At 70.1% G+C, this 12,850-nt stretch carries 12 protein-coding genes; 5 read left to right on the plus strand and 7 right to left on the minus strand.

Annotation, left to right across the window (positions count from 1 at the left end):
* Positions 1-83 precede the first annotated feature (83 nt).
* From CJZ98_RS11785 to CJZ98_RS11795, 3 genes are read left to right on the plus strand one after another with little or no spacing between them, the layout of a single operon-like run.
* Entirely contained in the window at positions 84-1,157 is a 1,074-nt protein-coding gene (locus tag CJZ98_RS11785) for an efflux RND transporter periplasmic adaptor subunit (protein WP_198537734.1), read from the plus strand.
* Entirely contained in the window at positions 1,154-4,480 is a 3,327-nt protein-coding gene (locus CJZ98_RS11790; protein ID WP_094591331.1) for an efflux RND transporter permease subunit, read from the plus strand. Before CJZ98_RS11785 ends, CJZ98_RS11790 begins: the two co-directional genes overlap by 4 nt.
* Positions 4,480-4,779, plus strand: coding sequence for a tripartite tricarboxylate transporter TctB family protein (locus tag CJZ98_RS11795; RefSeq protein WP_094591332.1), 300 nt, complete (start codon positions 4,480-4,482; stop codon positions 4,777-4,779). The genes CJZ98_RS11790 and CJZ98_RS11795 overlap by 1 nt, the downstream gene beginning before the upstream one ends.
* A 71-nt stretch (positions 4,780-4,850) precedes the next feature.
* On the opposite strand, the gene CJZ98_RS11800 is transcribed toward CJZ98_RS11795, so the two are convergent.
* The gene (locus CJZ98_RS11800; RefSeq protein ID WP_094591333.1) at positions 4,851-6,491 is read right to left on the minus strand and encodes an alpha-D-glucose phosphate-specific phosphoglucomutase; all 1,641 of its coding nucleotides are present in this window, start codon (positions 6,489-6,491) and stop codon (positions 4,851-4,853) included.
* Positions 6,492-6,605: 114 nt separating this feature from the next.
* Between CJZ98_RS11800 and CJZ98_RS11805 the strand changes: the two genes are divergently transcribed.
* Positions 6,606-7,052: a hypothetical protein gene (locus tag CJZ98_RS11805; RefSeq protein WP_094591334.1), complete on the plus strand. Its 447-nt coding sequence runs from the start codon at positions 6,606-6,608 to the stop codon at positions 7,050-7,052.
* Between the two features lie 21 nt (positions 7,053-7,073).
* Here CJZ98_RS11805 and CJZ98_RS11810 read toward each other — a convergent pair whose 3' ends face one another.
* The 6 genes from CJZ98_RS11810 to CJZ98_RS11835 all read right to left on the minus strand — a co-directional run bounded on the left by CJZ98_RS11810 (position 7,074) and on the right by CJZ98_RS11835 (position 12,112).
* Positions 7,074-7,535, minus strand: a complete 462-nt coding sequence (locus CJZ98_RS11810; protein ID WP_232756430.1) for a hypothetical protein — start codon at positions 7,533-7,535, stop codon at positions 7,074-7,076.
* A 29-nt stretch (positions 7,536-7,564) separates the two neighbouring features.
* Positions 7,565-9,010 (minus strand): phospholipase D-like domain-containing protein, encoded by a 1,446-nt coding sequence (locus CJZ98_RS11815; protein WP_094591335.1) that lies wholly within the window; start codon positions 9,008-9,010, stop codon positions 7,565-7,567.
* Positions 9,011-9,087: 77 nt separating this feature from the next.
* Positions 9,088-9,321: a hypothetical protein gene (locus CJZ98_RS11820; protein ID WP_108723298.1), complete on the minus strand. Its 234-nt coding sequence runs from the start codon at positions 9,319-9,321 to the stop codon at positions 9,088-9,090.
* The gene (locus CJZ98_RS11825) at positions 9,312-10,448 is read right to left on the minus strand and encodes a DUF4912 domain-containing protein (RefSeq protein WP_094591336.1); all 1,137 of its coding nucleotides are present in this window, start codon (positions 10,446-10,448) and stop codon (positions 9,312-9,314) included. The genes CJZ98_RS11820 and CJZ98_RS11825 overlap by 10 nt, the downstream gene beginning before the upstream one ends.
* Positions 10,449-10,631: 183 nt before the next feature.
* The gene (locus tag CJZ98_RS11830) at positions 10,632-11,393 is read right to left on the minus strand and encodes a phycobilisome rod-core linker polypeptide (RefSeq protein ID WP_094591337.1); all 762 of its coding nucleotides are present in this window, start codon (positions 11,391-11,393) and stop codon (positions 10,632-10,634) included.
* A gap of 92 nt (positions 11,394-11,485) precedes the next feature.
* The gene (locus tag CJZ98_RS11835) at positions 11,486-12,112 is read right to left on the minus strand and encodes a phycobiliprotein lyase (protein WP_094591338.1); all 627 of its coding nucleotides are present in this window, start codon (positions 12,110-12,112) and stop codon (positions 11,486-11,488) included.
* Positions 12,113-12,205: 93 nt separating this feature from the next.
* Here CJZ98_RS11835 and CJZ98_RS11840 point away from each other — a divergent pair.
* Positions 12,206-12,850 (plus strand): EamA family transporter (locus tag CJZ98_RS11840; protein ID WP_094591343.1); only part of this gene is annotated, 645 nt, incomplete at its 3' end.

Genomic DNA, 12,850 nt, shown 5'->3' on the forward strand with positions numbered 1-12,850 from the left:
TATTCTCCGTCAGATCCAGGGCTGTACCTCAAATGGCGTTTACCAGGCTCCGGCGCTCCGCTGGGGTGGCCATCGCCGTCGCCATGGCCGCTCCCCTGGCGGCCTGCAGCCCGCCCAAACCGCCGGCCCAGCCACCGCCGCTGGTGAGCCTGGCCTCCCCCAGCACGGACGATTTCGCCGACCAGGCCACCTACCAGAGCACCCTGGAGGCGATCCGGGAGCTGAAGCTCGAACCGCAGATCGAGGGCCGCATTGTGCTGATGCCCATGACCGAGGGGCAGCGGGTGCGGGCCGGCCAGCTGTTGTTCCGCCTGGACCAGGTGCAGCAGCAGGCCCAGGTCAACGCCAGCAGCGCCGAGGCTCGCAAGGACCGGCTCAACGCCGAGCGCTACATCTTCCTGAATGAGCAGGGCGCCGTGTCCACGAAGGATCGCGATGCCTACGTGACCCAGGCGATCGAGAGCCGCGACCGGGTGATCGCCAGCTCGGCCACCCTCGGCTACAAGGATGTTCTTGCGCCGATCGCCGGCGAGGTGGGCAACATCAACGCCAAGCTCGGCGATGTGGTGCGCCCCGGCACCGTGGTCACCACGGTGGTCGACAACTCGCGCCTCTGGGTGCGCCTCGATATCCCCTCCGAACTGTCCTGGCGGGTCAAGCCCGGCCTGCCGGTGCTGCTGGAGGCGCCGGGCCGCCCCGGTCTGCTGGCCCGCGGCAGCCTCAGCTTCATCGCCCCCTCGGTGGACAAGAACAGCCAGACCCTGCTGGTGAAGGCCACCTTCGCCAACCCGGATGGCACCCTGCGCAACGGCCAGCGGGTGAGCGCCACGCTGGTGTTCGACCGCCAGACCCGGCCCTCGATTCCCCAGCAGGCGGTGCTGCTGCAGGCGGGCAAGACCTTTGTGTTCCTGGCGGTGCAGCCGGCTGAGGCCAGTCGTCTGCTGGGCCGGCCGATCACACCGGAGCCGCCCGCTGGAGCGCTCGTGGCCCTGCAGGTGCCCGTGAACTTGGGCAGCCTGCAGAACGGCCGCTTCGCGGTGCGCAGCGGAATCGCCGCCCGGGATCGCGTGATCGTGGGCAACCTGGCCCAGCTGCGCTCCGGTGCCGTGGTGCGGGTTGCGCCCGCCGGCACTGGAGCCGGGGGCAGCGGCTCATGAGCCTCTCGGACACCTTCATCCGGCGGCCGGTGCTCAGCACCGTCTGCAGCATCCTGATCCTGATGGCCGGGATGATCAGCCTGCCGCTGCTGCCGATCGAGAACCTGCCCAACATCGCGCCGCCCACGATTCAGGTGACGGCCAACCTTCCCGGCGCCGATGCCCTCACCGTCGAGAGCGCGGTGACCGGGCCCCTGGAGGAGCAGATCAACGGCGCTCCGGGGATGGATTACATCACCTCCACCAGCTCCAGCCAGGGGGTGAGCCAGATCAATGTCTACTTCAAGGCCACCACCGATCCAGACATTGACCAGGTCAATGTGCTCAACCGGGTGCAGACGGCCTCCTCCCAGCTGCCCCAGCAGGTGAATGCCCAGGGCGTCACGGTGGAGCAGACCGCCTCCAGCTATCTGCTCGTCTACAACCTCACCTCCACCCGCGGCCAGTTTGATCGCAACTATCTCAATGGCCTGTTCCAGCTGAATCTCCTCTATCCCCTGGGCCGGGCCGATGGTGTGGGTCAGGTGAATGTGTTCGGGGCCAGCAACCCCGCCTTCCGGCTCTGGGTGGATCCCCTGAAGCTCACCCGCTTCAACCTCACGATCGACGATGTGATCCAGGCGTTGCAGAGCCAGAACCAGGTGGTGATCGCCGGCAGCATCGGTGGTCCTCCGGCCCCGGCCAAGAACCGCAGCACCTACCCCCTGCTGGTGAACGGCAACCTGGAAACGGTTCAGGAATTCGAGGATCTGATCCTGAGCAAGGGGCCCGCCGGCAGCCAGACCGCCAAGGGCAGCGACGGCAGCCTGATCCGCCTGCGCGATGTGGGCCGGGCCGAATACGCGTTCCAGAACTTCTCCCAGTCGGCGATCAATGCCCGTAGCGGCTATCCCTGTGTGGGCTTCGGGGTGATCCAGCTGCCGGGCAGCAACGCCATCAGTACCGCCAAGGCCGTGGATGCGGTGCTCACCCAGTTTGAGAGCACCCTGCCACCGGGGGTGGTGCTGGAAAAGGTGTTCGACCAGACCGACTTCATCAACGGTTCGATCAGCACCGCCCTCGAGGCGCTGCGCGATGCGGTGGTGCTGGTTCTGTTGATCATCTTCCTGTTCCTGCAGGACTGGAAGGCCACCGCCGTGCCGGCCCTGGCCCTGCCGATCGCCTTGCTCGGCGCCTTGATCTTCGTGAAGGCCTTTGGCTTCTCGATCAATGAACTCACCCTGCTGGGCATCATCCTGGCCACGGGTCTGGTGGTGGATGACGCGATCGTGGTGGTGGAGGCGGTGGCGGCCCGGATCGAGGCCGGCGATCCCCCCTTCCGGGCTGCATCCAATGCCATGAAGGAGCTCACCGGCGCGATCCTGGCCACGGCGCTGGTGCTGCTGGCGGTGTTCCTGCCGGTGACCTTCTTCCCCGGCGCCACCGGCGTGATCTATCGGCAGTTCGCGCTCACCATCGTGTTCTCGATCCTGGTGAGCACCTTCAATGCGATCACCGGCAAACCCCTGCAGTCGGCGCTGCTGCTCGGTGGCGGCAAGACCGATCCCCGTGGCCTGAAGTGGACCCTGATCGGCCTGGGGCTCGGCGCCGGCTACGGCTGGCTGGCCTTCGGCTGGGTGGGATCGCTGTTGCTCGGGGTGCTGGGCGCCCTGGTCGGCACCAACCTGGTGCCGATCTTCGCTGGCTTCAACCGCGGCTTTGACGCCCTGGCCGCGACCTATGCCCGTCTGCTGCAGCAGGCGATCCGGCTGCGCCGCCTGCTGGTAGCGATCCTGCTGGGCGGGGTGGTGCTCACCGGCATCGCCTTCGCGGCCATCCCCACGGGGTTCGTGCCCAGCGAGGACCAGGGCTACGGCCTCGGCATCATCCAGCTCCCGCCCCAGGCCTCGCTGGAGGCCACCATGCTGGTGGCGGACCAGGCCCGGCAGATCATCGCCAAGGAGGAGGAGATCGTCTCCGGCGAGATGATCGGCGGGGCCGGCTTCAACGGCGGCGCCCTCAACCAGGGCATCTTCTTCTTCGGCCTCAAGCCGATCGAGGAGCGCACCGATCCGAGCCAGTCGGCGAACGCGATCATCAAACGCCTCAACCAGGAGTTTCGCCAGATCCCCGGGGCCATCGTGCTGGCCCAGCCGCCGGCGGCCGTGCCCGGCTTCAGCGCCCAGGGTGGCTTCTCACTGCAGGTCAACGATCTCAGCAACGGCGGCTATACCCCCACCCAGCTGGCGGGACTGGCCGATCAGCTCATCGGTGAGGCCAGGAAAACGGGCGACTTCTTCAACATCTACACCCAGTTCGTCGCCGATGCGCCGGTGTGGCGCCTGGATGTGGACCGCGACCGCATGGCCTCCCTCAACGTCAACTACGGCGATGCCATGGCCACCCTCGGTGCTCTGGCCGGCGGCCGTTTCGTGAATCCCACCTACGAGAACGGTCAGTACCGCCAGGTGTACGTGCAGGCCGAGGGCGAGCGGCGCAATGTGATCGAGGATCTGGCCAACCTCTACGTGACCAGTGCCGACGGTCAGCAGATCCCGCTCTCCAACATGGTGAAGGCCCGGCTGGACAGCGCCCCGCCGATCGTGAGCCACTTCAACCTCTACCGCACCGTGCTGGTGCAGGGCGTGGAGGCCTTCGGCAAGAGCAGCGGCCAGGTGATCGACACCCTGGCGGACACCTTCCGTCGGCTCAACTTCACCAACATCGGCATGGACTGGTCGGCCCTCTCCCGCTCGGAGGTGCAGGCTGGCTCGCTGGCGATCCTGGTGTTCGCCCTGGGGATTGTGGTGGTGTATCTGGTGCTGTCGGCCCAGTACGGCAGCTACATCGATCCGCTGGTGATCCTGATGACGGTGCCGCTGGCCATGCTCGGCGCCCTGGTGTTCCTGGTGCTGCGCGGTCAGGTGAACAACGTCTACGCCCAGGTGGGCCTGGTAACGCTGATCGGCCTGGCGGCCAAGAACGGCATCCTGATCGTCGACCTTGCCAACCAGCGCATGGAGGCCGGGGCCAGCGCCGCCGAGGCTGCCGCCGGTGCGGCCCAGTCGAGGTTGCGGCCGATCCTGATGACGGCGATGGCGGCCCTGGCGGGCTTCTTCCCACTGCTGGTGGCCAACGGCGCCGGTGCCCTCAGCCAGCGCTCCCTTGGGGCGGTGATCTTCGGAGGGCTGCTGGTGGCCACCGTGCTCAGCCTGTTTGTGGTGCCCTCCTTCTATGTGCTGATGAAGAACCTGGAGGCGGTCTGGTTCCCCGCCAGTGCCGACCGGGTGGATCCCCTCGCCCCAGATCCCCTCGCCGGTGATCCCCTCGCCCCTGAAGTCTGATGCCCCTGCCACCTCCCCCTGGCTATCACCCCGGCCGCCAGCGCCAGGTGGATCGGCGCCGCATCGCCCTGGCGGGTTTTCTGATGGGCCTCGCCGCCACGGTGCTGCTGGTGCTGGCGCAGCAGGCGATGCGGGCGCCGGGGAGCCTGCTCCAGCCCCGGCCCTGGCCGCGTCTGCTGGCCCTGGTGCTGGTGGCCGGTGCCTGTGGCAGCTGGGGTGAGACCATGCGCCAGCTCAGCCTCGTGCGCGATCCCCGCCGCGAGGGCCTCCCGGACGAGGGGGACGACGGAGCGCCGTGATCGGCCCCCCCTGATCGGCAGGCTCGGATCGGCAGGCACTGACTCGGCTGGCGTTGATCAGTGGGCCCGTGTCAGGTGATCACCGTGGGCGCCTCCATGCCGGTGCGCACGCGGATCTCGGCGAGCGCATCGGCGGCGCTGATCAGGTCGGCCAGGGCCTGCTGCGGATCCTGCTGCAGCTGGCCGCTGGGCGGCACGTAGCTCTCCAGGTAGACCCGCAGGGTGGCGCCCTGGGTGCCGGTGCCCGAGAGGCGGAACACGACGCGGCTGCCGTCATCGAGCAGCAGGCGCAGCCCCTGCCCGGTGGTTAGCGACCCATCGACCGGATCGGTGTAGCTGAAGTCGTCGGCGGTGGCGATGGCGCGGCCGGCGAAGCGCTCATCCGCCAGGGAGGGCAGCAGGCCCTTGAGGCGGTCGTAGAGGCCGTGGGCCCGCTCGCTCTCGATCGCTTCGTAGTCGTGGCGGGAGTAGTAGTGGCGGCCGAAACGGCTCCAGTGGTCGGCCATGATCGCGGCCACCGAGGTGCGCTTGCGGGCCAGCAACTGCAGCCAGAACAGCACCGCCCAGAGGCCATCCTTCTCGCGGATGTGGTCGCTGCCGGTGCCGAAGCTCTCCTCGCCGCAGAGGGTGATGCGACCGGCGTCGAGCAGGTTGCCGAAGAACTTCCAGCCCGTGGGCGTCTCGTAGCAGGCGATCCCCAGCTGCTGGGCCACCACGTCCACGGCGGCGCTGGTGGGCATCGAGCGGGCCACTCCGGCCAGCCCATTGGAGTAGGCCGGGGCCAGGGTGGCGTTGGCGGTGAGGACGGCCAGGCTGTCGCTGGGATTCACGAAGCAGCGCCGCCCCAGGATCATGTTGCGGTCGCCGTCGCCGTCACAGGCGGCGCCGAAGCGGTAGTCGTCGCCCTGGAGCAGCAGCTCCGCCAGCTCGTGGGCGTAGGTGAGGTTGGGGTCGGGGTGGCCGCCGCCGAAATCCTCCAGGGGGATGGCGTTGCGCACCGTGCCGGCTGGAGCCCCCAGCAGCCCCTCCAGCAGCCGCCTGGCGTAGGGGCCGGTCACCGCGTGCATGGCATCGAAGGCGATCGGGTAGTTGTTGCGCAACAGATCGCCGATCTGATCGAAGTCGAACAGCTGCTGCATCAGCGCCAGGTAATCGTCCACCCCATCGATCACCTCCACCGTGAGCGCCTCGATGGGGTGCTGGCCCGGAGCCTCGAGGGAAATGGCCGGGGCCTCGACGATCCGGTAGCCGTCGAGGCTCTGGCTGCAGGCGTAGATGGCGTCCGTGAGCGATTCCGGCGCCGGTCCGCCGTTGACCCCGTTCACCTTGACGCCGAAATCGCCCTCCGGACCGCCGGGGTTGTGGCTGGCCGAGAGGATGATGCCGGCCACCGCCCCGTGCTTGCGGATCAGGTTCGAGGCCGCCGGGGTGGAGAGGATGCCGCCGGTGGTGGTGATCAGCCGGGTCACACCGTGGGCGGCCGCCATGCGGCTGATCACGTCGATGGCGCGGCGGTTGCCGTAGCGGCCATCGCCACCCACCACCAGCGTGCCGCCCGCCACCCCCGGCACGGTGCGCAGGATCGCCTCGATGAAGCTCTCCAGGTAGTGGGGCGTCTCGAACTGGCGACTGCTCTTGCGCAGGCCCGAGGTTCCTGGTTTCTGATCGGTGAAGGGCTGGTCGAGCGTCACGCGCAGCACGCTGCTGGTCATCGGGGAGGGCCGGGTGCTCCAAAGCTAACCCCGCTGTTTTGGGCTGCTGGCTGCGCTGCCTTTTCCCTGTTGGGCGGGGCTGCCGGGAGCGGCAGAGCCGGCTACCTTGCGGCCATGCCTGAGGCTGCTCCCGTGTCGCTCTCCCGCCGCGTTCTGCCGCTGCACGCTGCTATCCGCCGTGCGTCCTGCGGGGCTCCCCGCCGTGCCCTCGTCGGTGCGGCTCTGGTGCTGCTGTCCGGTCTGGGAGCCTTCGCCCTGCCCCGGGCGGCGGCCGCGGTGGTCGGTGGGGCGCGGAGCAAGCCCTATCCGGAAGCGGTAGCCAGCACCAAGCTGGCGGCCCTGGCGGTGCTCGATCGCGACGGGGCGGAGAGCTGCCTGCGGGGCAAGCTCACCAACGCACTCTTGGGACTCTCGGCCAGCTGTGAGGCCGCCGGCGAGCGCAATCCCCTCTGCCAGCTGGCGGATCGCGCCGCGGCCAGTACCGGCTGGAGCATCGCCTTCATGGACACCACGGCCCAGCAGCTGCTGGCCCTGATCGATCCCGCCCGGCCCAGGCCCTGACGGCCGGGGCTGGGACCCGGCTCAGTTGCCGCCGCTGTTGAGCCGGATCGGGCTGTTGGAGCCGGATCCGCCCGGCTGGGCGCTGGGGGCCGGCTCGGGGGGCTTCTCGCGGCTGCGGCACACCGCCAGCAGGCTCTGGGCCGGTGCCACCAGCGCCTCGCGGCGCGTGAAGCTGTTGCTGGGGGCCGGGGTGGAGCGCTCGCTCAGGCTCCAGAGCAGGTCCTTGCAGCTGGCCGGCAGGCGCGGGTGATCCAGCAGCGGATTGGCCAGGCTGCGGGAACGCTTGCAGGTCTCCGCGGTGTTGTCGCGGGCGCAGGCGAGGGCCGCCAGTTGCACTTCCCGCAGGGTGGCCTGGCTGGGGAAGGGCACCCACGCGGCCTGGGCCCGGGCCGCGGGTGGGCCGGCTGCTGCGGCCAGAAGTCCCAGGGCACTCGCCACGAGCCAGCGGGGGCCTGGCAGCCGGATCCAGTGGGCTGGGGGCATGGCGGACGGGACGACGGGCGGTGGAGCCATCATCGCCGCATCCGCCCAGTGCCGCAGAGCCGTCGTCCCCGCTCCAGCCGCCGCTGCAGCCGCGGGCTGGGGCCCAGCTCCGCATCGCGCCAGAGCCGGTCCATCTCGCGGCTGAAGTGGGCCGCCAGCAGCGGCGAGTCGATCAGCATCAGGGTCTCGTCGTTCTGGTGGGCGGCCGAGGGGCTCCAGTTGAAGGAGCCGGACACCACGGTGCGGCCATCGATCACGGCCAGCTTGTGGTGCAGCTTGTCGCCGCGGGCCAGGCGGGGCGTGCCCACGCCCTCCAGGGGCCTGGCCAGGGGGCGGTTGCCCGCTTCCAGGCCGCAGTCGCGATCGGGCAGGGCCGCCCCGAGCAGGTCGAGGATTTCGGAAAACGACCGGCTGGCAAACCCCGGATCGGCCAGCACCCGCAGGGCCACACCCCGCTGCTGCAGCTGGGCCAGGCCGGCGGTGAGCTCCTGGGCCGAGAACACGAACAGGGCCAGGTCCACCCGGCGCCGGGCCTGGCCCAGCACCGAGGCCAGCAGGGTCAGGCCCTGGTTCGGATCGCTGCGGCGATGGGGCGCGAACAGCAGCCGGATGCGCGTGGGGCCGACCCACAGCTCCTGCACCCCGCCTTGTTGCTTGGCCAGCCCGAAGCGGCTGTCGGGCCGGCCGCCGGGCCCATCGCCCCACATCCGGGTGAATTCGGCCGCGAAGGCCGCCGCCAGCGCCGCGCTCTCGATCCGCAGCAGGTGGTTGACGTTGCCGCGGGTGCGGTCGTCGTCCGGATCGCCGTGGATGCAGGAGGGGGTGAAGTTGGCCGAGCCGCTCACCACCAGGCGCCGGTCCACCACCACAAACTTGGAGTGCATCAGCCCGCTGCCGGCGCTGCCGTCGGCGGTGTCATCCAGCAGGGGCACGCCGGCGCGCTGCAGGATCCCCACCGCATCGCCGCGCTGGCGCTCGTCGGCGCTGAGCACGCCGTCGTGGTTCCGGTCCGCCAGGGCCATCAGCTGCTGCTTGCGCTGGCGCAGGTGCGGGCTGAGCTCGGCGTCGTGCTGCTCGCTCCAGGGTTGGCTGTAGGTGTTTTCCAGCACCACCCGTACCCTCACCCCGGCCCGCTGCCGCTCCACCAGGGCCTCCGCCACCGCCGGCAGCGACAACTCCTGCACCGCCACCAGCAGCTCGCGCCGGGCCGAGCGGATCGCTTCCAGCAACAGGGCTTCCAGGTCGTCGCCGCTGCGCCACTGGCCGCTGATCGGGCTGCGGTAGCGGGCCTCGGCCCGGTGGTTGAAGGCCACCGTGATCCCGGGTGGCAGGGGCAGGGGATCGGGCCTGGAGCCGCTCAGCCGGCCGGTGGCGCTGCAGCCGGCCAAGCCAGCCGTCAGCAGCAGGGTTGGCAGCAGCCGGAGCCGCAGCCGCAGTCGCAGCCGACGCAGTGGCGCACGCTGGTTCTGTGCCATGGGCGGCCAGGCGGGGAACCTCAGGGTTCCCGCGCCGGTGGAGTGGAGGCCACGCCGGCAGAGGCCCCGCTCGGATCTCAGTCGTGCTGTGGCATCTCAGCGGTGCGCAGCATGGCCACGAACCAGAGGCTGCTGAGCAGCACGGCCGCCGCCACACCCGCGCCGATGCCCACCCGGACCATCAACAGCGGCACCACCACGGGCACCGCCAGGGTGCCGGCCAGGGGCGTGAAGGCCACCAGCTTGCGGATCAGGGTCAGGCGCGGGGCCGCCGAGTCCTGCGGGGTGGGCTCAGGGGAGGTCAGAACCACTCGGCCACAGCCTGGTCGCTGGGGTTGCTGTTGTCCTCGGGGGTGCGCCGCTCGAACTCCAGGGTGATGTTGCGCTTCTGTTCGCCATCGGCGGCCACGGCCTGGATGGCGTACACCTGCTGGCCGTCGCGGAAGGGCACCTGCACCCGGAAGGTGCCGTCGCTGGAGAGGGGCACCTCCTCATCGCCGATGGTGAGCCGGGCCGAGGGGTCGGTGGCGCCGTACACGATCAGTTCGGCGTCCGCCACCAGCCAGAAGGCCCGCTGGCGCGGGGCTACACCGCCGGCGCCGGATTCATTGCGGCCGCTGGCCCACAGGCCCACGCCGGAGGCATTGAGCCCGCTGCTGTCAGTGTCCTCAAGCTCGTGGAAGGCCTCGGAGCCCCGGCCCAGCCGGCGCCAGCCGGTGGTGGCGGTTTGATACAGGCGCTCGTGCAGGTTGCTGTCGCTGCTGCCGGTGGGGGGCGCCACCGAGGGGAAGGTGGCGGGGGGAGTCTCGAGGGAGAAGGGCACGAACTGATCGAGAATCTGCTCGCTCGGATGCAGGGCCGGCACGCGTGCCACGGCCGAGCTGGCCAGGGCGATCCAGCCACCACCGGACTTGCGGTAGCCCAGCTCCACCCGGTAGTCCCGGTCACTGAGGGGTACGGGCAGGTACCACTCGCTGGCGTGGCTGTCGACGGGCACCTCCTGCAGGGTGTGCGGGTGGGCGCCGCCGTTGGTCAGGCCGGTCACGTCCGCCACCCGAAGACAGAGCTGGCTGGCGCCGGCCCGCTGGGCCTGCTGGCGGTCGAGCTCGGAGATCTCCCAGAACACGTAGGCCCACTGGGGATCACGGGGCAGAAACACCACCCGGGTTTCCGAGTCCGGACGGGGAGGCGGGGGCAATTCGGCTTCCAGCACGGCCAGGTTGGTGGCGGCTGCCGAGGCAGCCAGGCCGGCGTCTGGGGCCCCGAAGCCAACGCTGCTGCTGTCCGCCACGGTTTCAGTGCCGACCTGGCGACTGCTGATGGCGGAGAGCAGCTCCTCCTTGGATTTACGGCTGTAGAGGCTGACCCCCAGGTCACTGGCGATCTGCCGCAGTTGGCGCAGGGTCATCCGTGCAAGCGATGAAAGGGTCTGACTCACAGCGCCTCCGGATTGTGTTTGGGATCAGTCTGGGTAACTCTCTCCGCAATCCCCCCATCCCGGGACATGCGGTCAGCATCCACTGACTCCGGGCCGGGGCTCCGGACACAAAAAAACGGCGGGGTGACCGCCGTTGGGGAGAGGGGAGCTGGAGACTTGCCGAGCTGGGATCAGCCGCTGGGATCAGCGGCCCAGGCTGCGGTAGGGGACCTTGGCCAGGTAGTCGATGCTGGTGTTGCCGGAGGTGCCGCCGCGGGTGCGGAGGGCCGGCAGGGTGCGCACCCAGGGCAGGTAGTCCTGCGGGAAGCCGCCACGGCGCTGGGAGGCGCGCTCGGGCAGGGTGCGGGCCGTGCCGGTGTACACGATCTGGGGGAATCCCAGGATGCCGCGGTAGTAGGCCTCGTAGCGGGGGGTGGTGATGTTGAAGGGGGTCTCACCCAGATCGCGGCTGCCCACCACGCGGTTGCGGTGGTAGGGCACCGTGTCGTAGCCGAAGTTGTCCAGGTACTCCTGGCTGTTGAGGATGTCGTCCACGGCGCCGCGGATACCGCGGGTCATGATCACGGCAGACCAGGCGATCTCCTCAGACTTGCCGTAGGTGGGCCGGCCCAGCAGCTTCTCCACCAGGTGGCGGGCCACCCGATAGTTGCTGTTGAGGTTGTAGAAGCTGCGGGTGAAGGTGTCCGACAGAGTCAGCGAGCGGATGAAGTCCCGCACGGTGATCTGACCGTCGCGCAGCTGGGATTCCAGGGTGCGATCACGGTCGACCTTGAAGGCGTGGAAGAAGAGCTGGCGGTAGGCCGCTTCGATCACGAAGTTCTGGTCTTCGCGGTTCAGGGCCTTGTCCAGGGACACGGCTTTCGGATCCTCATCCGAACCCACCCGCAGGGCCGCCACGCGGGAGTTCTGCGTCGTGGGCGCGTACTTCAGAAGAGGAAGGGCCACTCGAACTTCGGCATCCGTCGTGGCTGATCGTAGAAGTGCGGATCAGGGAGGCCCGGTGGGGCCTGGTCAGGGCTCACAGTCCGTAACGTTCCCTACCAGCCGAGCAGTGAGAGGGCCGGGCCGGCAGTGCGGTCTGGTTCCAGCTGGGTCTCGCCACCGGCCTCTGCCGGCCCCGCCGGTTCCTCCTCGCCGCTGCAGCGGGTCTCGATGCAGAAGGAGGCCGTGTTGGAGAGCCCCTCCACGGTGCTGGTGCGCAGCCGCACATCCGGTCCGGCGAAGCTGAACCGCTCGATCGAGCTCATCGTCTCGTAGTCGGTGCTCAGCAACAGGTGGTCGCGCGGGTCCATGGCGAAGTGGCCGGCCACCGGCGCGGTCTCGGCGTAGCCCCGGTCGCGCAGCAGCAGCCCGGCGCGGCCCCGCTCATCGGTGGGGATCAGGCCGAACAGGCTCTCGCCCTCGTGGGCCTCGCCCGCCTTGTCCCAGGCCATCGAGCCGCTCCAGCGCACGCGGCAGCCGCCCACCAGGCCCGCCGGATCCTGGCCGTGCAGTTCGGCGATCGCCCGCAGCCGGTCATCGCCCAGCTCCAGCTCCTCCACCACGATCAGCGAACCGCCGGCCTCGGCGCGGCGGTGCAGCAGGTGGTGGCTGCTGCGCTGGGAGCGCCAGCGGCCGCAGCTCAGCCGGAAGAAGCTGAGGGCGTCGGCGATCGGGGTGGTCACGGGGCAGCGTCGTCTGTAGCGATGATCGCAAGCCAGCGCCGCCCCGTGTCCAGTCGAGTCCCTCGTAGTTGAGCCGGCCGTGTCGAGCCCGCCGTGTTGACGGGAGCCCTGGCGGCCCTGGCCGCCACGCTCTGCTGGACCCTTGCCAGCAGCCTCTGGCGCCGCCTGCCGACCTCGCTTTCGGCCGCCCAGCTGAACCTGTTCAAGACCCTGCTGGCCCTGGCCCTGCTGCTGCCCCTGGTGGCGCTGCGGTCCTGGTCGGCGCCGGCCGGTCCCCTGGTGCTGCTGCTGCTCAGCGGCGTGCTCGGGATCGCCGCTGGCGACAGCTTCTATTTCGCCGCCCTGCGGCGCCTGGGTACCCGCCGGACCCTCACCCTCGATGCCGGCGGGCCGGGGCTGGCGGCGGTGGCGGGTGCCCTGTTCCTGGCTGAGTGGCCCACGGCCGGCCAGTGGCTGGGCCTGGGGCTGATCAGCCTGGCCGTCCTGCTGGTGGCCCGCCAGCGGCCCAGCGATGGCCTGGTGTTGGCCGGCTCGGCCGCAGGCCAGCGACGCGGCGTCGCCCTGGCCCTCGGCGCCCTGGTCTGCGGCAGTGGCGGTGCCCTGCTGGCCCGGGCTGCCCTGCGGGCGGGTGAATTCGATCCGCTGCAGTCGGCGGCCCTGCGGCTGGCGGCCGCCGCCCTGGTGCTGCTGCCCCTGCTGCGCACGCTGCCGCCCCTGGGCCAGGGGCCCCGGCCCCCG

Source organism: Vulcanococcus limneticus LL, from assembly GCF_002252705.1.
GTDB classification, from domain to species: Bacteria; Cyanobacteriota; Cyanobacteriia; order PCC-6307; family Cyanobiaceae; genus Vulcanococcus; species Vulcanococcus limneticus.